Raw genomic sequence first — 20,618 nt, 5'->3', positions numbered from 1 at the left:
ACGCGGAGGTTCTCCAGAAATCAGTGCCCGGATCTCCGGCACTCCAATAGTGTTGCGCTTGTAGGTTGAGACCGCCCCTCCTCGATGGACGCATGTTGCTTCAAGAGACTGGCGAAACGCTCCCGCGGGCCGTCGGTATCCAGGTAGCAACCCTGCAGGTGGCGCTGTCCTTCGTTGCTGTCATAGCTGGTGCGGCCGTGTAGTACGCGACTGTTGTCGAACAGCATCAGTTCGCCGGCGCCGAGCGCGAAGCGTACCTCGTAGGTCGGGTCGGCAAACAGTTCGCCAAGGCGCTGGCGGGCGCGGTGGAACAGCCGTGTCTCGGCGTCGGAGAGCAGCGGCAGGCCATCCAGGCGCGGGCTGTAGTGAACGCCGGTGGGGCGACCGTCGTCATCGGTCTGGATCATGGTGCGCTGGGTCACCAGCTGGGTGCCGGCGTCGACGAAGCGAAAGCGTACCGGGGTATGTTTCAGTAGCTCGTAGCCCTCGGGAGTCTCCTGGCGTAGCCGCTCGAGAACCTTGAGGCTGTCGACCAGGGTGGACAGGCCGCCGCTGGTCTCGTTGACCAGACAGTGCAGCAGCTGGATACCCGGCACCGGGTTGCGGTAGGGGTTGTCGGTGTGGGGACCAAGCGCCACGCTGCGATAGGCCAGGTCATTGCCGCTGGGGCGTGAATAGACCTCGAAATAGCGACCGAAGTTGGTTTCCTTGACGTAGCCATAGTGGCTGCCGACCTGAAGGATGCGTTCCGGGTCGGTGGGTACCTTGTAAAGCACCAGATAGCCGTAGCGTAGATAGGCATCCAGTGACTCGCGAAAGACGTCGGGGTCGTCAAGCACCTGGGTCCAGTCAAAGCGTACCTTGTTCTGATCGAGCGAGGCGTCCCAGGGTTCGGCGGCCGGAAACAGCTCGCTCTCTCCGAGTTCCTCGGCCAGGACGCGCAGATCGTAGGTCTCGCGATGGCCGTCGCTGAAGGCCAGCGCCACATGCTGCTCATCGACCTGGGTGGCCTGGGTCAGCGTCAGATTCGCGTCGATGGCATGGGAGTCGAACAGCCGTTGCTGGGTCATCGGCTCCAGTTGATCCGGCGCCTGGGTACGTTCGCGCAGCCACAGCGGGCTGATCTCGCGTGACTGCTGGCCGTCGACGACAACGACGGCCGGGGGCTGTTCGTGGATGACGAACTCAGGGCGGGAGGTTGGCTTTCGCATCGCGGGTCTCCGGTGTCTGGCAAGCGTTCGGCGCGCATGCTGAGCCATCTCCCGGCGAAGGAGTAGAGGCGCTGGCTTATCCTCCACCATGCATTTTCTTTATACCCGTGATGGCAAAGCGCCCGGCAGTACCGGACGCCTGAGGTAGACGCTGTAATACGCACAGATGGGTTCATGGCCGTCAAGCTAACCCGGTTTTGCTCAGGCTCGAGCCCTCTACGGCCGCCAGTTGTCGCGAGTGTTATCCGGTGTCGAGCCTTGGCGTGAATGGTGGCGCGAGGGGGGGCGTAAGCGGCTGTCGAGACCCGCAAGAATCACGTCGTTGCGAAATTCCGCGCGCACCAGATCGTCCTGTGTCAGACACAGTGTCTTGAGTTGGGCGGACGGCTTGGAAGAGGTGGTGAGGCTTCGAGCAGGGCGGGTGGAAGTGGTCATGTCTGTCTCCTGATCCCCTTGTGAGTCGGCAAGCGCCGACCCAGGGGTTAGGAGTCGCACGCCGCTTTAGCTGCACTTGTATTCCGCCCGCAAGTTGGTGCTTAAATCGGCGGCGTTACGTGTTCGGCAATAAAAAGTGTTCGGGCAACAAAAAACCCGCTCAGCAATAGCTAAAGCGGGCCTCTGGCGTCGCTTTAGCTGCATTTTTTAAAGCGCCCGCAAGCTGAGATTCAAATCGGCGCAGACCCCAACCTATCCCGCAGGTGACCGGCTGTCAATGAGGTCGTAGCAGCTTGCTTGAGCGTTCTCTCGTTCCCTTCTATATGGCGATGCCGCTCGCCGAAGGCGCGGAGCTATCGAATCATCAGTGCGTAGCTCGGCCCGGGGGGCGCAGGACCGGCAACAGGCGCCCGGTGTGAAGAAAAGGGGAGAAGGAGGGGCAAGAGAGCGGCTTGACCCACGCAGGGCCGTCATTTACGTTGCAGGTACCAACTAAACTGCCTGAGACACGATGCCTCTCCAAAGCGATAGCGACAACCAAAGCGATAGCGACAACCAAAGCGATAGCAACAACCCTCTCGACCTCCCGAGCGGCGAGAACCTCGATCGGGATGCTCGAGCGCTCTATGACGCACTCAATCAGCTGATTCGGGTCCACCAGTTTCGAGATCGCGATCGCATCTGCGGCTATGACCTCTCGGTGGCCCAGTGCTATGCCCTGGAGACCCTGGTCCATCAAGGGCCATTGCGCCTGCAGGGGCTGGCAAGCGAAATGTACCTGGACAAGAGCACGGCGAGTCGCGTGGTGGACGCCCTGGTACGCAAGGGACATGTCGACCGGGTTGCTGATCCAGTAGATCGACGTGCCGCACTGATTCGCCCCACGGTGCAGGGAGAAGCGCTGTACCAGACGATACGCGCCGACCTGATCGCTGAAGAGCGGGCGATGCTCGAAGGACTCACCCCGGATATGCGTCAGGCGGCGCTGACCCTGATACGGCAGTTGACCCAGTCCGCGCAACGGCGCTGTGGTCCGGGGCCTGGGACCCTGAGTGCTGTCGAGGACGAGACCTGAGTTTTTTTGCCTATATCGTTGGTACTAACAACTTATGTCGGGTTCGAGGCACTCCCGCCTAGATGCCACTCATTGAAGGAGCGATAGATGAATCAGACAAGCGGCAGGATCGCGATTATCGGAGGTGGCCCCATCGGGCTCGCCGCCTGCGCCCATGCGCTAGCGCATGGACTCGATCCGGTAGTCATCGAAGCGGGTACGGGCGTCGGTGAGCATCTGCGGCAGTGGGGGCATGTGCGAATGTTTACGCCCTGGGAATGCAATCTTGATCATGACGCTGCCGCACTGTTGAAGGCTTGGGGTTGGCAGCCACCAGGCGGCAATGCATGCCCGACCGGCCAGGAGCTTGTGGAGCACTATCTGGAGCCGCTGGCGAACTTGCCTGAGCTCCGAGACCGCGTACACCTGCAAAGTAGAGTTGTGGGCGTGAGTCGGTCCGGGATCGATGTGCTGAAGGACAAGGGGCGCTTCGAGGCGCCGTTCGTCCTGAGGATCGAAGCCCCCGATGGCGAGCGCGACCTTTTGGCCGATGCGGTCATCGACGCCTCCGGTACCTTCGGCCAGCCCAACTGGATGGGGGCCCACGGCATGCCAGCGCTAGGGGAAGCGCGATGGGCACAGCGAGTGACCTACGGTCTGCCGGCGGTGCTGAAGGAGGGGCGCGATCGCTACGCCAACCGTCGTGTGCTGGTGGTCGGCGCCGGGCATTCGGCCTTCAATCTACTCCGCGATCTGGCCGAGCTTGGCGAGGCAGCCCCGGATACCAGGGTGCTGTGGGCGATCCGTGGTGATTCACTGGCCAGGATGTTCTGCGGGTGTGCCGACGATCCTCTCGAGGAACGTGGTCGGCTCGGGCTGGAGGTTCAGCGCCTGGTGAGCGATGGCAGGATCGAGGCCTATCCCGGGGTCAGGATCGAGCGACTTGAGGAGGGGGCCGATGGTCTGCTCATCCACGGGGAAGGTCAGAGCCTGCCGCCGGTAGACGAGGTCATCGTCGCTACCGGCTTCCGGCCGGATCTGTCGCTGTTGTCCGAGCTTCGCCTCGAGCTGGATCCGGCCACCCAGAGTCCGGTTCGTCTGGCGCCGTTGATCGATCCCAACGTCCACAGCTGTGGCTCGGTACCCTCCCACGGCGCCGAGGAGCTCCGCCATCCGGAGCAGGGGCTGTATATCCTGGGCATCAAGAGCTACGGCCGTGCCCCCACCTTCCTGTTGAGGACCGGTTACGAACAGGTGCGCTCGGTGGTGGCAACGCTGGCGGAAAGAGCGGCACAGCGAGAGTAGGGCGGGGCATGCCGGATGGTGAACTGCTCCGGGGTATGGCTGTCACCGTGGGTGAGTGCCCAAGAAGATGGCAAGGAGCGCCAGCCTGCCATTTTTTTTGTCGGAGCAGCAATGAGTATGGATTTTTTCTGTATTTAGCGGGAGAGCAAAGGTTTTTTTGTTTTATTCGCGATAATGCATAAACTCATTTTTAACGAAAGGTCGCTGGCTTGACATGCGGCCTTTATAGCCACCATATTGAATTGGTTAATCGATAAATTCGTTAGACAATATGAGGCAATTATGAATAACAAGAAGCCATCCTGGGTCACCTATTTTGCTCTAGCAGCAGTGGGTCTTGCAGGAACGGGAATTTCCTCGACGGCATTGGCTCAAGACCCATATACGGTGGGTATTGAAGCCTCCTTTCCGCCTTGGGCATATGTAGAAAGTGGTGAGTTCAAAGGCATTGCCATCGATGCGATGAGTGCTATCGCTGAAGATCAAGGCTTTGAGATTGAATTTCAGGACATGCCGTTCCCTTCTCTGATTCCAGCGCTGGCGGCTCAAAAGATTGATATATTGGCGACTGGGCTGACTGTGACAGAGGAGCGGGCAGAGGCCATCGATTTCAGTATACCCTGGTGGGAAACCAACGATGTTGTGTTGGTTCCTGAAGACTCTGACGCCAATGTCTTTACGGCAGTCTGCTGTGGCGCTAGTGTCGGCGTTCAAGGTGGTTCGTCCCAGCAGGCATGGATGGAAGAGAACGTTATCAACAATAGCGATGTTGACGTTTCTCTCTCCAAGTACGACAGCTATGTGACCGCTGTCGATGACATGGCGATCGGCAGGATTTCATCGGTCATCGTGGACGATACGTCGGCTCAGGAATATATCAACTCTGGCCGACCGGTAAAGATGGCTGGCAAGATCTATATTCGTGCTCCTTTGGCGCTGGCTGTCACCAAGGATGATCCGCAGGAGGTCCTTGGAAAGTTGAACCAGGGTATCATGAATATTTATGACTCTGGTGAGTGGCAGGAAATCGTAAGCAGCTATATCCCCGGGGTTGTGGCGCCTGCCATTCCTGGCCATATGCCGGATTTCGTAGATACCTATGACAAGCCGGTGAGTGGACTTCCCGAGCTCGGAAACGAATAAATCTGGCGTTATATTGCTGTAGGCGCTTCCTCGACCGGAAGCGCCTTTTTTCATCGGGGCCGATGTCATGGATATCTATGATGTACTTATTAGAGACTTTCCCTTTCTTTTGAAAGGGCTGGGGGTCGCGATTGCCCTCTTGTTCTGTCTTTTGGTTATAGGTTTATTTCTTGGCCTAGCTATATGCTTGATACAGCTGTACGGGCCACGTTCTCGTTTTGTTCAGTGGCCGCTGATCGTCTACGAGCGAATTTTTCGTGGTATTCCAATCATTATAATGCTGTTCATTTTTTTCTATGGATTATCTGGGGTATACGATATCTCCGCTTTCGCTGCAGCAGTTTTGGCAATGGGGCTAAGGTCTGCTGCTTATCAATCTCAGATTTTTCGTAGTGCCTTCCAGTCTGTTCCTGAGGGCCAGATGCTGGCTGCAAGGGCGATGGGAATGTCTAGTTCCAAGGCGATTGCATATATCGTTTTACCTCAAGCCATACGACATGCAATAGGGCCTTGGACAAACGAGTTTTCATCTCAGATAAAGGAAACGTCGCTGGCGTACGTGATCGGTGTTGTCGAACTGACGCGTCAAGCTCACTATATAATTACCAGTACCCAAGGAAACGTCCTCATCGTATTTGCGGTAGTCGCCCTTCTCTATTTTATTCTAAATAGAGCCGGGAATAGTGCCCTTTATGCTTTTGAAAGGAAATTGTCGGTTCCGGGGTTCGAAAAATAAGATGAGAGATAATGTTATGGACAGCGATCTGGTTCTCGATGTAAAAGGTGTGAAGAAAAGCTATGGCGGTGTAGAGGTCCTGAAAGGTATCAGCTTTTCTCTTCATCGGGGTGAAACAAAAGTTCTTATTGGTCCATCCGGATCAGGAAAAAGTACGCTTTTGCGAAGTATCAACCATCTCACTAACCCCGACGATGGCAAGGTCTACCTCAAGGGAGAAGAAGTCACCGACAGTAATATCGACAAGATGCGGGCGCGGATCGGCTTTGTTTTCCAGGATTTTAACCTGTTCTCCCATCTCACCGTCTTGGACAACGTACGAATTTGCCAAATCAGGGTAAATGGAGTCGAGCGAAATAAGGCGACTCGTCGTGCCTATGAGGAGTTGGAGCGAGTGGGGTTGTCGGACAGGGCAGATGCGTATCCGGCAGAACTCTCTGGTGGTCAGCAGCAGCGTGTGTCTATTGCAAGGGCGCTGGCGATGGACCCTGACGTGCTGCTGTTTGATGAGCCTACATCAGCGTTGGACCCTGAGTTGACGGGGGAAGTGGTCAAAGTCATGCAGCAACTCGCCAGTGACGGGATGACGATGGTCGTGGTAACTCACGAGATGAGCTTTGCACGTCAGGCTGCCGACGAGATCATCTTTATGGAGAAAGGCTATATCGTTGAGCAGGGTGACCCGCAGACCCTGTTCACAGGCGCAGAGAATGAGCGCACCAGGGCTTTCCTCAACGTCATCGCAGAGCATGGGTGAGCGCTATGATGGATTTTTTGAGCTTTGGCCTTGAGTGGCTGCCGCAACTCCTCACAGGGGTCCCGATCACCCTCGCCCTCTGGGTGATTGCGATCACGCTCGGTTTCTTTCTCGGGCTTGCGCTGTGTTGGGCGCGTGTCTACGGCGGGCGAGTCTGGTACTGGATCAGTACCGCATATATAGAGCTTTTTCGCGGGACGCCGATGCTGGTCCAGATGTTCTTTATTTATCTGGGTCTCCCCCACGTAGGCATTGTCTTTGATGCTTTCACCTCCGCGGTGATCGCCATCACCTTGAACAGTGCCGCCTACCAGGCAGAGTACTTTCGTGGTTCGATCCTGTCGGTGCCTTCAGGGCAATTGACCGCCGCAAGGGCGTGCGGGATGATCAAATGGCAGGCTATCCGACACGTCATGTTGCCGCAGGCGTTACGGCGGGTGATACCTCAGTGGTCCAACGAAGCGATCATCGAGCTCAAGTTCACTTCCATTGCCTATACCATAGGCGTGGTTGAGATTACTGCAATTGCTCAGGATATCGGCTCGCGAACATTGGACTTTTTCCACGTGTTTCTTTGGGCGGGGATCATCTATCTTGTGCTGACGTCCAGTGTGGCAAGCCTGCTTGGCTGGGTCGAGCGGAAGACCTGGGTGCCTGGGGTGACCACTCAGTGAGCCCGAGAGGCGTCTGGAGCCTCGCAGTGGACCAGTAGTGAGCTACCGAAGTCGCTACATCAAGCGCCCCCGGTGAGCAAGTGGTTGCTCATCGGGGGCGCGTCTGTTCTGGCGACGTCGCCTCAGGCGGTGGCGAGGGGCGCCGGGCGTTCCAGGGTCAGCAGGGTGTCGTGGTCGCGCAGTCGATAGAGGGTGTAGCAGGCGGCCAGCATCGGCAGGGCGGCGAAGAACAGCATATGGCCGAAGGGATCGGTCACCATCGCCGGGATGGTCACCAGCGTCGAGACGCCGTGTACCAGCAGCACGCCACCATAGCTTATGCGCTTGAAGCTGCCGCTGACGAAGGCCAGGATCAGCACCAGTTCGAGCACACCTAGCGCCACCACGACGGCGGTGCCGACGCCGGCGATGCCGAAGTACTTGTCCATGATCCCGCTACCCTGGCTTGGGTTGATGAACTTGCTCAGGGTCCAGACCAGCAGTACCAGAAAGATGCCGATACGCATCGCCAGCAGCCCGCCCTTGAGGCCCGCCATCTCGTTTCCTTCAGTGTGCATCTGAGCTTCCTTGGTCGTCTTCTAGGGGGTGGCGCTCGATGGGCGAGCGCCGTGGGAGGCTGTGTCGCATCTGAAAGCGGGACCTTACAACCAGAAGAAAACTTTTCGTGCAGGAGCAGCGAAGGGGCCAGGCCATGTGCCGAGCCACCGAAAACGGAGGGTCTCAGCCGGCGACGCCCCTGGTAGCTGCTCGGACGGGGCTTACTCGGATGGGGCTTACTCGGGCGGAGCTAGCCCGGACGGGGACTACTCGCGGGGGGCTACTTTGACCGGGCCTGCTCGGACGGGGCCTGTGGCGCGGCGCAGCCTTTGAGGTGGTCGACGAACTGGCGCACCTTGGCGAGCTCTCCCAGGTGCTCGGGATAGACCAGGTAGTAGGCGTTGGGACCGCGCAACAGGGTGGGCCAGGCGGGGACTAGGGCGCCGGCTTCCAGTTCATGGTCGATCATGAAGCGTGGAATCAGGGCAAGGCCGCCGCCGGCCATGACCGTGCGAATCAGCGTCTGAAAGGTCTCGAAGCGGATGCCGTGGTAGCTGCGATCGGTGCGAATGCCCTGTTCGTCGAACCAGCGGTGCCACGCGTCGGGGCGGGTCGACAGGTGCAGCAGCCGGCAGTTGGCCAGATCGGCGGGGCTGTCGATGCGCTGGCGCGCCAGATAGCCGGGTGCGCCGACCGCCATGACTTCTTCCTCGAACAGCTTGTGACACTCGAGGTTGGGCCAGCTGCCGTGGCCGTGGAAGATCGCTACGTCGATGCCTTCGTTTTCCAGATCGAAGGTCTCCACGCGGTCGGACAGGTGCAGGGTGATACCGGGGTGAGCCTCGAAGAAGGCCGGTAGCTGCAACGACAGCCAGCGCGTGCCGAAGGTGGGAAGCGTGGCCACCTTGAGCACGTCACCGTGGCCGCTGTAGGTCATGATGGCGTTGGCCGACATCTCGAGGTGGGCCAGGATCTTGCGCACCTCGGTCAGGTACAGCGAGCCTTCCGGCGTCAGCACCAGGGTGCGCCTGAGTCGACGGAAGAGCTTGTGCTGCAGGTAGTCCTCGAGCTGGGCCACCTGCTTGCTGATGGCGCTCTGGGTGATGCTCAGCTCATCCGCCGCCCGGGTGAAACTCAGGTGCCGGGCGGCGGCTTCGAAACACTGAAGCGTGGTGGTCGAGGGGAGATGACGGGCCTTCATCGAACGCTGGCTCCAGCGTAAAAAACGCCATTCTACCGCAGTCGAGGCACTACCGTTGAGGCCGATACCGGCTGCAGATATACGCCAGCAATGGCCGGCCAGATGTTTTTCAGGCCATTGCCAGGGCACCGTTCGGGCACATCTACGCAGCGATCGACACTGGTTCCGGCATGGTGGTCCGGTAAAACTCATCGTCTTGATAGCTCGTAAAATACAAGATGGATGGGAGGAATCTTCTTTCCATATCGCTTCTTTTTTCGACGCTTTATCGCAGCAGCTTTGCCTGAAAAGTCGGTGAAGCAATGATGGGGTCGGAAAGCGTAGAAACTGGGCTAGGCTGTTGTCTTTTCTTGTGCTGAAGTTCACAGGTGAGGATGTTCTATGCCACTTTTTACGATCTCCGGGCTTGACTCGTCGGCCTCTGCCGAGCTCGCCGTCACCTCGCATGCGCTGGCGACCTACTCGCAGACAGACCGTGCGCTCGGGCTTCCCCTTGGACAGATGCTGGTGACCCTGGACAACATCGCAGGACCGGGGACCTTTTCAGCCAATCAGGTCACCAGTGGCCTACCGGGAGGCTGGCGAGAAGTCTCGGCCAGCGAACTGGGGTTGCCATCCTCTCTGGTGGACGTCGATGGGTACATCACGCTTCAGAGCCCCTTGCTCGGCAATGTCTCCCGTGGCCCTCAGCTCAAGGTCCTGGCCGAGCAGGACGCCCTGGGCAACATCAGCCGCGTCAGCGTGTCCTATGCCGGTACCAATGCCCCGGTAGATATCGTCGACTACTCCTTTCTGAATTCCGGTAAGGAGATCGCGAAGACCATGGCACCCGTGCTGTCCGGGGTGGCGTCGTTCATGGACCAGCATGGGCTTGAGGGTGATGACGCCATCATTACCGGCTACAGCCTGGGTGGAGCGCTGGCCAATATCCAGGCGCGCTTCTCGGATCAGTTGGCGGGTGGGTTCTTCGCTGACAGTCACTATCTTGGCCATGCGTCACCGCTGATCTTCGAAGCCGACAACGTGCTCAATATCGGTTTCGAGAACGACGTCATCCATCGTTTCGTCGGTGACCACGAGGATCTGAAGTCGGCGCTCGAGGGCTTCGATGGCTTTCTGGAGAACAGCGATGAGAACTACTCAAGCTCCGTGGACAATCTGGTGCTGTTCGATGCTGTCTACAGCAAGTCGCCCTGGCTGTTGGCCAGCGACAGCGGCCTGAATCCCTTCGCCTGGGGCGCGCATCTCGGTGGCATCACGTCGGACGCGGTCGCGCGCATTGTCTCCTCATCGTTTTATGAGCTGATGAGTCAGGACAGCGTAGTGGTGGTGTCCTCGCTTGGTGCCGCTGGGCGCGCGATACACTGGGTGGGCGATATCGACTCGCCGACATCCAATCACGCTGGCGCGCCGGCCTTTATTGTCGGCAGTGTCTTTGACGACCTGCTGCGTGACGGCGCGTCCGATGATTACATCGAAGGCTTTGCTGGAGACGACCAGGTCCGGGTCTCGACCGGCACCAACCAGGTCGAAGGGGGGCAGGGCACCGACACCCTGTTATTCGAGGGAGAGGCGGACGACTACGAGGTCTACCGGCTGGATGATGGACGGATTGGCGTGTCCGGCCATGATTCCCTGACCCTGGCGGGCGGCATCGAGCGCATCGAGTTCGAGTACGGCGGCGGCTTTCGCGGTGCCGGTCCCGGCCTGCGCTACGTTATCGAAGACGATCGTCTGGAAGACGAGTTTCGATTCGATTGGTTCGATCGCGATATTGCCTTCGTCGATGCACCTCAGGACGGCCAAGGCGGCGAGTGGTCGAGGGAAGAGGTCGCGCTTGCCGATGCCGGCGATAGCGTCTCCTCGGCCGGGGCCCGTGATGACGCCCTTCACCTTGGTGACCTGTTCGATGACGAGGCTTCCTTCAGCGCTGAATCTTCTCGTGACTCGGGCAACGGCATCTTCGGCTGGCAAGGTGGCGCCATGGCGCTGGCCGGACTCGAGGCTGCCGCCTCCTTTGTCGGATCGGCACTGAGTGGGCATGTGGAACTGCCGGAGGCATGGCAGGCGATTTAAGATCTGCAACAGGGCGCGGCTGGGGCCTGAAAGCGATTCTTCAGACCGTCCGCGCTCGATTTCAGGCCATGACGCCTCATCGGCCTGCTCGACCGACCCCAGCTCAAGCCCCTTGCGGTAGTTGTCCGCCCCCTGCACGCCGATGGCCAGGCAACGGCACTCGAACACCATCCCTAACCCGTGCACGCCCAACACCGCCCGGTCCCCCGGGCGTCGTTGTTTGTAGCTTCAACTTTAGATGCAACGCCAGGACATGTTCACCAGCGGGAGATGTCGTCGTGATGTCGATCGGCTGGGCACACCATCGTGATGCTGGCGCGCCTCGGGCGGTGAGTACCGTATCGGGTTCTCACTTAGTGGGTTTTGATATTTTCAAAACTTATATCTGGGTTGCGAATAACTGAATTGTAGTGGTCTGTGGTCCCCATATTCTGAGGCATAACCAAGAAGGAGCCCCGCCAAGGGTCGATTCCCCTCGGTGCAGATTAAACAAATTTTATAAAGGGCCGATCCCCATGACCGCTATCGCTTCCCATCTCGTCGCTGGCCAGATCGGTGAACGTGCCTCTCCGGGCCATCAGCACGCCTGCCACCGTGCCTCCGGTGTGGCCAGTCGCCAGCTGACGCTGGCGCTCGATACAACAACACAGGAGACAAGTTGATGGCCAACACACCACTGGACGAACCAAAGAAAGGGCCTCTGGACGGCGTGACGGTACTGGACTTCTCGCGGGTGCTTGCAGGGCCCTACTGCACCATGGTCCTGGCGGACCTTGGCGCCCGCGTCATCAAGGTCGAGAAGATCGGCACCGGTGACGACACACGAGAGTTCGGCCCCTTTGTCGAAAACGAAAGCGCCTACTTCAGTTGCTTCAATAGAAACAAGGAAAGCATCGTACTGGACATCAAGTCGCCGCGTGATCGCGAGTTGCTTGAGCGCCTGCTGGACGAGGCCGATGTGCTGGTGGAGAACTTCAGACCCGGGGTCATGGAGCGTCTTGGCTATGGTCCGGAGCGCCTCGCCCAGACCCATCCTCACCTGATCTATTCCTCGATTTCAGGCTTCGGTCACACCGGCCCGTTCAGTGAGTTGCCAGGCTACGACATGGTGGTGCAGGCCATGGGCGGCGTGATGAGTCTGACCGGTTGGCCGGACGGTGAACCGGCCCGAGTCGGTACCAGCTTTGGCGACCTGAGCGCGGCCCTGTTTGCGGCGGTGGGCATCATTTCTTCGCTGTATAGCCGAACCAAGGACGCCCAGGGGACCCGTGTCGATATCGGCATGCTGGACTGCCAGGCGGCGATGATGGAAACGGCGCTGGCACGCTACGACATCGAAGGCGTCGTGCCGAATAGAACCGGTGATTGCCACCCGTCGCTGGCGCCTTTCGAAAGCTTCAAGGCCGAGGATGGCAAGCTGGTCATCGCCGCCGGCAACGACACCCTGTTTCTGCTGATGGCCGATGCCATCGGCGCCTCGCGACTGGCCTTCGATCCTCGGTTCATCACCAATGATCTTCGCTGCCAGAATCGCCCGGCACTGGTGGAGGAGATGGAACGCATCCTGACGACCAGGCCCGTGCAGCACTGGGTCGACCTGCTCAACGAGGAAGGCGTTCCCTGCTCGCCGATCAACACCATCGACAAACTGCTCGATCATCCCCAGTTGAAGGCGAGAAACATGATCGTCCAGGTCCAGGGAAGCGCCGGGAAGCCCTTCAGGACGGCGGGCAACCCGATAAAGATGACCGGCAGGGTGGACCTTGGCAGCGACACACCGCTGGTGGCGCCAGGCCTGGGTCAACATCGACAGGCCATTCTCGATGAGTTGATGGCGCGTCACGGTTCCTATTGCCTGCCTTCCACGCCAGGGCAAGCCGGCAAGGCGCGGTCGGCCAAGGCCGGCGCGACATCTTCGGGGCAACGTCAAGGAGCCCAGAGCGATCAAGCAGCGATGGCCAGGCAAGACTCGCGCAAGGCGAGTGGCAGCGCCGCCACCCGGATAAAGGGTGGCCAGTCGGCCTCCGACAAACAGGGTCAAGAACCCGCTCGAGATCTGGGCAAGCGGGTCGGAAAACCATAGTCGTCAGACGCGTTTTTTCATCAGATGTACGCCGCTTGGCGATATCGGGTCGTGAATATCCGGTGTGGCGCGGCGCAGTCAGGTCGCATCACGACCAGGCGAGGTTGCGGCCGCAGGTGGGAGCGTATCGAACCGATACGTAGCTGGTTTACGGGTAACGTCAGGAGACAAGAGATGAACAAGAAGGTCGAAGAACAAACACGGAATGTTGCCTCCGAGGCTTCGTTTGAGGCAGGTAACGGTGAGCCAGAGATGATCGTGGTGGAACGCCGTGAACGGGTCGGGCTGATCATCCTGAATCGCCCGAAAAGCTTGAACGCACTCAATCGCCAACTGGCGGAAGAAACGCTAGCGGTACTGCGCGAGCTGGACGCCGACCCCGGCATCGGTGCCATCGTGATTACCGGCAACCCGAGAGCCTTCGCGGCCGGCGCCGATATCGAGGAGATGGCCGAGAAGTCGTTCACCGATTTCTACATGGATGACTTCCTGGCCCCCTGGGACGAGGTGCGCCAGATTTCCAAGCCCATCATCGCTGCGGTGGCCGGCTTTGCGCTGGGCGGCGGCTGCGAGCTGGCCCTGCTGTGCGACATGATCATCGCCTCCGACGACGCCCAGTTCGGGCAACCCGAGATCAAGCTGGGGATCCTGCCCGGCATCGGTGGCTCCCAGCGACTGGCACGTTCGGTCGGCAAGGCGATGGCGATGGACCTGGTGCTGACCGGTCGCAACATCGGCGCCCAGGAGGCCAAGGAGATCGGGCTGGTGGCGCGAGTCGTGCCGAAGGATGAGCTGATGCAGACTGCCCTCGAGGCGGCGCACACCATCGCAGGCTACAACGCGCCAGCCGTCAAGATGGCCAAGCGAGCGGTCAACGCGGCCTTCGAGACCCCGCTGGCGGAAGGCCTGCGCCAGGAGCGTCTACTGTTCCAGGCGGCCTTTGCCACCGAGGGGCAGAAGGAAGGCATGAATGCCTTCGTCAAGAAGCGTGCGCCGGTCTTCCGCCATCGCTAGACGTCGGCCGAGCTCGCGACGAAAGACAACCAACAGCGTCGAATACAGAGCGTCAATCATTGACCGGGGCAGGAGGGGTGGATGCCGTTTGTGACGATCAATCTAGTGAAAGGGAAGTCGAGAGACTACGTCAGGGCCGTGGCGGATCAGGTTAACGCCGCCGTCATCGATACCATGGGCTTCCCCGACGACGATCGCTACCAGGTGATCAATGAGTGCGAGCCGGAGAACCTGCAGTTGCAACGGCGTGATTCTGATCGCGTCATGATGCACCTGGTGATGCGAAGTGGCCGTCCGGACGCCGACAAGAAGGCGTTCTACGCCAGGGTCGTCGAGTCACTTGCCGAAAACCCCGGCATCCCCCCGCATAACGTCATGATCACCATCACCGAGAACCAGGACATCGACTGGTCATTCAGGGATGGTGTGGCGCAGTTCTGTGAAACCTGAAGACGGACGCGCCGAGACGACCATGGCCCGCGAATAGCGGGCCATTTTTTTAGGCGTAGAAAGCCAAGACGTGATGGCGGCGAAGGGGCGAGCCGCCCGGCATCGAGGTTGCCTGGCGAACAGGATGCGGGAGCCGAGGCTCTCAGTTTATGGGGCAGGCCTTGCCTTGGCCTGCCTGAGAATCGGGACAGAGGATTCACTGGTTATCGGGCGGTACGGCCTCGTTGAGCTGCTGGTGTCTTTGCCAGCGTTCGTGGGCCTCCTGTGAGTAGGTGCGCGAGGGGGTGCGTTCCATGCCTGCGCCAGCGGTACCCATACTGACCAGGCGCAGCAATGACGCCGTGGCCAGGATGACGATCAGCAGTGCCGGGAAGCCGCCCAGGTTGGACAGCATCTTGATGCCATCAACGCCGACGAAGCTGGTCATGATCCAGGCGACCGCACCGATGGTGCAGCCCCACAGGATCTTCAGCGGAAGACGGTAGCTGGCATTGTCATCGTTGCCATCGCCGGCGAGGGCGGCCTGGCTGTCGTTGCTGCATAGCTGGCTGATGGCCTCGGTGTTGGAATCTGCGGCGGTGACGTAGGAGAGAAAGGCAATTGTCAGAAAGGCGATGGCGCTGAGCCCACCCAGCGGCAGCTCGTCGAGGAGCGCGTAGACCATGGCCCCGGGACCGCTTTCCTGAAGCAGGGCATGCATGCTGCCGCCCGAGCTCAGATCCATGTGCAGGATGCTGCCGCTGGTGACAGAAACATAGGCAATGGCGAACAGTGCGGGGGCGACCAGGTTGATCAGCATGAATTGGCGCACCGTGTAGCCTCGCGAAATGCGACCGAGGAACAGCGCCGTGATGGGCGCCCACGCCATCCAGTTGGCCCAGTAGAAGATGCTCCAGTCCTTTGGCCAGGGGTCATCGGCCAGGGCGCCGGTAAACAGACTCTTTTCGATGAACTGGCCGAGATAGGCACCGCTGGACTCCACCCCGTAACCGAGGATGTCACGCGTCGGCCCGAACAGAAAGATGAAGGCCATGAAGGCGAAGAAGGCTCGAGCGTTGAGGGCTGACAGCATTGCGATACCGCGTTGCAGACCGCTGGCGGCGGAGGCTGTGAACACCGCCACGATCGCCAGGGTCACGATGCCCAGTGCCAGCGGCCCGGTTCCCGTGCCGAGGAAACGGTCGACACCACCGGCCAGGGTCATGGCGCCGGTGCCGAGTGACGACGCCATGCCACAGACCAGTGCAAACAGCGCCAGCGCATCCAGCAGGCGCCCGGGGCGACCAATAAGGCGATCGCCCAGGATAGGGGTGAACAGGGAACCCAGCGAGAAGGGCTTGCCCATGTTGTAGTGGGCGATGGCGAACATCACTGCCGGAACGGTATAGATGGCATAGGGCGTGAACGACCAGTGCAGGAACATGGTCGACAGCGAGAAGCGGGTCGCATCCAGGCTATTGGCGGTGATATCCAGCGACGCCGGAGGGTTATGCAGATGATAGAGCGGCTCGGCCGTCGACCAGAACATGATGCCTACCGCCACCGTGGTGCACAGGGTGATCGAGAACCAGCGCCACGGCGAGAGGATGGGAAGGGCGTTTTCGCCGCCGATCCGGGTTCGTCCCAGAGGGGACAGGAAGACGATCAGGCAAGTCATCACCATCACCAGTGAGGTAAGGGAGAACAGCCAGCCGACGTTGTCGAGAATGGCGCTGTTGAGGCCGCCGGTGACGTCCAGAAAACGCTCTAGATCGAGCATGCTGGCGGCGAGCGACAGAATCAGCAGGATGAAGGGGGGCCAGAAGACCAGAGGTCGCATCCGATGGAACATAGCGACTCCTTTTATTGTGGAGGCGAGGGCGAAGCCCTGGCAGGACGCCACGGGGCGTCCTGCCAGAGTCAGTGGAGCGGGGAAGCCAGGCGTCGACGCAGGACGGCGTGGTGCAAACTCGGCCGAGTTGGATCTGTGCCAGCCTTGTTGAACGACTGTGGGTCGAACTACTGGTAGGTGGCCTGGTCGGCACGGTTGGCGGCCAGGCGTTCTTCGTCCAGGTCAAGGCCGAGGCCGGGAGCCTCCGACAGCGTCAGCCATCCTTCCTTGTCTGCCAGTAGTGGGCTTGTCAGCGGGAAGTCGCGCTTTTCCGGTGTCCATTCCGGTGGGTCGAAGGGATACTCCAGATAGGGCGCGCCGGCCGGGCCGACAGCACCGGCGGTCAGGTGCAGGTTGGCAATGACGCCGATGCCGTTGCCCCAGGTATGTGGCGTGAACAGCTTGCCGGCGTCGACGATCTGACGGGCCAGGCGCGCCAACCCCAGCATGCCCACCGAGCAGACGGCGTCGGGCTGATAGACATCGAGGCATCCCTGACGCAGCATTTCAGTGAACTCGTAGGGTTCTCGTGTCATTTCGCCACCGGCGATGTGCAGCGAGGTCGCCTCGTTCAGTCTGGCCATACCCTCGTAGTCGCCGCGGTACAGAGGTTCCTCCATCCAGTAGACGCCCTGGTTCTCGAGCTCCCGGGCCACTTCCAGCGCCTGGGAAAACTGCCAGGGTGCCTTGACGTCCCAGGGCATGCGCCATCCCTGGTTGCAGTCGACCATCAGCTCCAGTGCATCGCCGACGGCACTGCGAACGGCGCCGAGCACGGCCAGATCCTCTTCCAGACGGGGACGCCCGAAGCGTAGCTTCAAGGCAGCAATGCCTGACGCCTTCACTTGTTCTGCCAGAGCGACCACCTCGTCGAGGGGACGATGGGTGCCGCTCGAGGCGTAGGCACGCAAACGGTTCGAGACACCGCCCATAAGGCGCCAGACCGGGGTCTCGAGGATCTTGCCGGCGAGGTCCCACAGGGCGACCTCCAGGGGCCAGCAGCGGCCAGCGTGGAAGCCGATGTTATCGATCACGCCAGCGTGGCGCTCCAGATCGAGTGGATCCTCGCCGATGAACAGATGACGAAAGTCATCAAAGCCGTACATCACATCCCCGGAGCCGATCCCTTCGCGTCCTTCGCTGTCGATCACCCGCACCAGGGTCGCCGGGAAACGACGGCGCGGTTGGCTGTCCCAGGCTGCGGGAAAGGGGGGATCAAGCTCGAACTGGTGATGGCTGATCTCGATGCGTGCAATTCGACACGCCTGGCCGGGGGCGGTGAAGAGCGGGGTCTGCATATCGTTGAGTCGCGGCGTCGTCATGCGAGTGCCTCCTGCGCTTCGGCGGACGAACCCTGCTGCAGACGCTGCCGGCGACGCTGGAAGCTGGTAACGGTGAGTTCCGCCAGGGTCTGCCAGTCATCACCTTCGGGTCGGCGTGCCGCGTTGTTGGCCATCGGTGCGTTGGCCTCGTCGCGCATCTCCTCGGCCAATCGCGAGGCGTCCATCTCGACGCCGGTAAACGGCGCGAGTGCCAGGTCGAAGGCACTGGCGTCGGCGAGTTCGCGGATCAGCGCCGGCAACTCCTCGGCACCGCTGCCAGGCAGCAGCGCATGGGCGCTGGGGGCGAAGATGGCTTCATGCCCGGTGACCGACCAGCCAAGCGTCGCCTCGACGGCGATCGCCACCGCCACTCCGTGGGGCAGATGGTAGAGGCTGCCCAGGGCATGACCGATGTTGTGGGCGATGCCGGTGCCGCCGTTGTCGATGGCCATGCCGGCGAGGCAGGCGGCTTCCTGAAGCTGTTGGCGAGCCTGGAGGTTGTGCGGGTCATGCACCGCCTCGGGCAACGAGGCACCAATCAGGCGAATGGCGGCCAGTGCCTGGCTTTCGATCAGCCGGTTGCGATTGCGGCCGGTGGTCGCCTCCAGGGCGTGGACGAAGGCGTCCAGGCCCGTCGCCGCGGTCAGCGGGGCAGGCAGCGAGCAAGTGAGTCGCGGGTCGAGCAGCACGGCATCGGGCAGCAGCTCGTCACCCCAGGCCCACATCTTGCGTCCGGTGTCGTCGGCCAGTATCGAGGTGCGGGTGACTTCACTCCCGGTTCCGGAGGTGGTGGGGACCATCACCGCCGGTGCCCTGCCACACCACGGGCTGCGGCCCAGCAGATACTGATCCATTTGTCCGGGGCTTCCCGCCAGAGCCGCCACCAGCTTGGCGATGTCCAGTGCGGTGCCGCCGCCGATGCCGATCACCAGCGGAGCGTCGAGCTCGCGGACCACCCGAGCCGCCTGGTCGACGGTCGCCACGGTAGGCTCGCCAGGAGGAGCGACGAAGCGGCTAAGCGCTGCATCCTGCTCCAGTTCGGCCACAAAGGGGGCGAGCACACCGCTGGCCTCGAGTCCGGCGTCGGTAATCAGCAGGTAGCGCTTGGCTGCGTGCTGTCGACGCAGTTCCGGGAGGCGAGATAGGCAGCCGGGGCCTGCGAAGACGGGAGCCTGGCGGCCGTTTGCGTAGTCCTGTCGCATGCTGGGCTCCTCAGATCTCGATCCAGGTGGTCTTGAGTTCGGTGTACTTGTCGAAGGCGTGAAGCGACTTGTCGCGGCCCTGTCCCGACTGCTTGAAGCCGCCGAAGGGCGCGTTGATGGAGGTGTGGTCATAGCAGTTGACCCACACGGTACCGGCGCGCAAGGCCTTGGCGGCGCGATGGCCGTCGCTCAATTTGTCGGTCCAGATAGCGGCGCCCAGACCATAGTCGGTGTCATTGGCAATGGTGATGGCTTCATCGAGTGAATCCACGGTGAGCACCACCAGTACGGGACCAAAGATCTCCTCGCGGGCCACACGCATATCGTTGCTGACGTCATCCAGCACCGCCGGTGTCAGGTAGTAGCCGCCGCTGTCACGGTGAACCCGTTCACCACCGAAGCGTAGCCGCGCGCCTTCCCGCTGGCCCTCGGCCAGGTAGTGCTGGACCTTTTCCAGCTGGGGCTGCTCGATCATGGCGCCGATCTGATTGGCGGGGTCGAGGGGATCGCCGGGTGCCAGCTTGTCGGCCCAGCTTTCCAGTCGTTCCAGCAGGGCTTCCTTGACCTCGCGGTCGACGATCAGTCGCGTGCCGGCGTGGCAGGTCTGGCCCTGGTTGTACCAGACGCCGTAGGCGACATACATCGCGATCTTGTCCAGATCCTCGACGTCACGAGTGACGATATGTGGGCTCTTGCCGCCGCACTCCAGGCCGACTCGCTTCATGTTGGATTCCGCCGAGTAGGCCAGAAACCGCTTGCCGATCTCGGTGGATCCGGTGAAGCCAACCGCATCGACGTCCATGTGGCGCCCCAGGGCTTCACCGGCCTCGTGGCCGAGTCCGGTGACGACCTGGAAGGCACCGTCGGGAATACCCGCCTCGGCGGCCAGCGCTGCAACCTTCAACGTCGCCAGGCTGGACTGCTCGGCGGGCTTCAGGATCAGGGAATTGCCTGCACCCAGCGCCGGGCCGATCTTCCAGCCGGCGATGATCAAGGGGTAGTTCCAGGGCACTACCGCCGCGACCACGCCCACCGGCTCCCGGTCGATCATGCACACGCTGGAAGGTCCATTCGGGGCGGTCTCGCCGTAGAGCTTGTCGAGGGCCTCGGCGTAGTAGCGCAGACCACCGATCAGCCCAGGGATATCGACGCTGGTGGTCTGAGAGATGGGTTTGCCGGTCTCGAGGGTCTCGAGCAGTGCAATTTCGTCGGTGTGTTGCTCGATCAATTGCGCCCAGCGCAGCAGATAAGCCTTGCGCTCGGTGGGTGGCAGGTCGCGCCAGGTCCCCGCATTGAAGGTGTCACGGGCAATCGTGACGGCACGATCGACGTCTTCTGCCTGGCAGGCGGCGACGGCGACGAGGGATTCGCCGGTGGCGGGATTCTCGGCGGTGAAGGTCGCCCCACCGGCCGCGTCACAGAACTGACCGCCCAGGTAGGCCTGGTGCGGCAGGCTCAGGCTACTGGCCAGTTGCTGCCAGTCGGTCAATGAGCGCTCTGTCATCGTGTGAATCTCCCGAGGTCATGAACTGTAGTCGGCATCCTAGG

At 60.9% G+C, this 20,618-nt stretch carries 19 protein-coding genes; 11 read left to right on the top strand and 8 right to left on the bottom strand.

Annotation, left to right across the window (positions count from 1 at the left end; all coding sequences use genetic code 11):
• Positions 1-20: 20 nt before the first annotated feature.
• Both RBB39_RS19830 and RBB39_RS19825 read right to left on the bottom strand, forming a co-directional pair.
• Complete coding sequence (locus tag RBB39_RS19830; RefSeq protein ID WP_306169311.1) at positions 21-1,211, bottom strand: TauD/TfdA family dioxygenase; 1,191 nt, start codon at positions 1,209-1,211, stop codon at positions 21-23.
• Positions 1,212-1,427: 216 nt separating this feature from the next.
• Positions 1,428-1,646: a hypothetical protein gene (locus RBB39_RS19825; RefSeq protein WP_306169310.1), complete on the bottom strand. Its 219-nt coding sequence runs from the start codon at positions 1,644-1,646 to the stop codon at positions 1,428-1,430.
• Between the two features lie 511 nt (positions 1,647-2,157).
• Here RBB39_RS19825 and RBB39_RS19820 point away from each other — a divergent pair.
• From RBB39_RS19820 to RBB39_RS19795, 6 genes are all read left to right on the top strand, one after another.
• The gene (locus RBB39_RS19820; protein WP_306169309.1) at positions 2,158-2,721 is read left to right on the top strand and encodes a MarR family winged helix-turn-helix transcriptional regulator; all 564 of its coding nucleotides are present in this window, start codon (positions 2,158-2,160) and stop codon (positions 2,719-2,721) included.
• Positions 2,722-2,808: 87 nt separating this feature from the next.
• Positions 2,809-4,005, top strand: coding sequence for an NAD(P)-binding domain-containing protein (locus tag RBB39_RS19815; protein ID WP_253029099.1), 1,197 nt, complete (start codon positions 2,809-2,811; stop codon positions 4,003-4,005).
• Positions 4,006-4,287: 282 nt separating this feature from the next.
• Positions 4,288-5,148: a transporter substrate-binding domain-containing protein gene (locus RBB39_RS19810; protein ID WP_083970166.1), complete on the top strand. Its 861-nt coding sequence runs from the start codon at positions 4,288-4,290 to the stop codon at positions 5,146-5,148.
• Positions 5,149-5,215: 67 nt separating this feature from the next.
• Positions 5,216-5,884, top strand: coding sequence for an amino acid ABC transporter permease (locus RBB39_RS19805; RefSeq protein ID WP_045990953.1), 669 nt, complete (start codon positions 5,216-5,218; stop codon positions 5,882-5,884).
• A 16-nt stretch (positions 5,885-5,900) separates the two neighbouring features.
• Positions 5,901-6,641 carry an amino acid ABC transporter ATP-binding protein gene (locus RBB39_RS19800; protein ID WP_157032932.1) on the top strand — a complete coding sequence of 247 codons (741 nt, stop codon included), beginning with the start codon at positions 5,901-5,903 and terminating at the stop codon, positions 6,639-6,641.
• 5 nt (positions 6,642-6,646) lie between these two features.
• Positions 6,647-7,315 (top strand): amino acid ABC transporter permease, encoded by a 669-nt coding sequence (locus RBB39_RS19795; RefSeq protein ID WP_052704188.1) that lies wholly within the window; start codon positions 6,647-6,649, stop codon positions 7,313-7,315.
• Positions 7,316-7,437: 122 nt separating this feature from the next.
• Here the strand turns inward: RBB39_RS19795 and RBB39_RS19790 are convergent, their stop codons facing one another.
• Together RBB39_RS19790 and RBB39_RS19785 are read right to left on the bottom strand one after the other, a co-directional pair.
• Positions 7,438-7,872 carry a hypothetical protein gene (locus RBB39_RS19790; RefSeq protein ID WP_045990950.1) on the bottom strand — a complete coding sequence of 145 codons (435 nt, stop codon included), beginning with the start codon at positions 7,870-7,872 and terminating at the stop codon, positions 7,438-7,440.
• Between the two features lie 260 nt (positions 7,873-8,132).
• Positions 8,133-9,053: a LysR substrate-binding domain-containing protein gene (locus RBB39_RS19785; protein ID WP_045990949.1), complete on the bottom strand. Its 921-nt coding sequence runs from the start codon at positions 9,051-9,053 to the stop codon at positions 8,133-8,135.
• 381 nt (positions 9,054-9,434) lie between these two features.
• On the opposite strand from RBB39_RS19785, the gene RBB39_RS19780 reads away from it, so the two are divergent.
• The 5 genes from RBB39_RS19780 (at position 9,435) to RBB39_RS19760 (ending at position 14,676) form a co-directional block, all read left to right on the top strand.
• Positions 9,435-11,129, top strand: a complete 1,695-nt coding sequence (locus tag RBB39_RS19780) for a hypothetical protein (protein WP_052704187.1) — start codon at positions 9,435-9,437, stop codon at positions 11,127-11,129.
• A gap of 515 nt (positions 11,130-11,644) precedes the next feature.
• Positions 11,645-11,791, top strand: a complete 147-nt coding sequence (locus RBB39_RS19775; protein ID WP_156088600.1) for a hypothetical protein — start codon at positions 11,645-11,647, stop codon at positions 11,789-11,791.
• On the top strand, positions 11,791-13,212 hold the full coding sequence (locus RBB39_RS19770) for a CaiB/BaiF CoA-transferase family protein (RefSeq protein WP_083970165.1): 1,422 nt from the start codon (positions 11,791-11,793) through the stop codon (positions 13,210-13,212). Before RBB39_RS19775 ends, RBB39_RS19770 begins: the two co-directional genes overlap by 1 nt.
• A gap of 174 nt (positions 13,213-13,386) precedes the next feature.
• Complete coding sequence (locus tag RBB39_RS19765; RefSeq protein ID WP_204248903.1) at positions 13,387-14,226, top strand: enoyl-CoA hydratase-related protein; 840 nt, start codon at positions 13,387-13,389, stop codon at positions 14,224-14,226.
• Between the two features lie 81 nt (positions 14,227-14,307).
• Positions 14,308-14,676, top strand: coding sequence for a tautomerase family protein (locus RBB39_RS19760; RefSeq protein ID WP_045990948.1), 369 nt, complete (start codon positions 14,308-14,310; stop codon positions 14,674-14,676).
• Positions 14,677-14,872: 196 nt separating this feature from the next.
• On the opposite strand, the gene RBB39_RS19755 is transcribed toward RBB39_RS19760, so the two are convergent.
• From RBB39_RS19755 to RBB39_RS19740, 4 genes are all read right to left on the bottom strand, one after another.
• Positions 14,873-16,507 (bottom strand): BCCT family transporter, encoded by a 1,635-nt coding sequence (locus tag RBB39_RS19755; RefSeq protein ID WP_045990947.1) that lies wholly within the window; start codon positions 16,505-16,507, stop codon positions 14,873-14,875.
• Between the two features lie 167 nt (positions 16,508-16,674).
• A complete protein-coding gene (locus tag RBB39_RS19750) occupies positions 16,675-17,868 on the bottom strand; it encodes a mandelate racemase/muconate lactonizing enzyme family protein (RefSeq protein WP_231498532.1) in 1,194 nt (397 codons plus the stop codon).
• Entirely contained in the window at positions 17,865-19,070 is a 1,206-nt protein-coding gene (locus RBB39_RS19745; protein ID WP_045990946.1) for an iron-containing alcohol dehydrogenase, read from the bottom strand. Before RBB39_RS19745 ends, RBB39_RS19750 begins: the two co-directional genes overlap by 4 nt.
• Positions 19,071-19,080: 10 nt before the next feature.
• On the bottom strand, positions 19,081-20,574 hold the full coding sequence (locus RBB39_RS19740; RefSeq protein WP_045990945.1) for an aldehyde dehydrogenase: 1,494 nt from the start codon (positions 20,572-20,574) through the stop codon (positions 19,081-19,083).
• Positions 20,575-20,618 lie beyond the last annotated feature (44 nt).

The sequence above is a fragment of the Halomonas sp. MMSF_3323 genome, from assembly GCF_030733595.1.
Lineage (GTDB): Bacteria > Pseudomonadota > Gammaproteobacteria > Pseudomonadales > Halomonadaceae > Halomonas > Halomonas litopenaei.
Note: the sequence above shows the minus strand (reverse complement) of the source record. Positions and strands in the feature narration are given on the sequence as shown.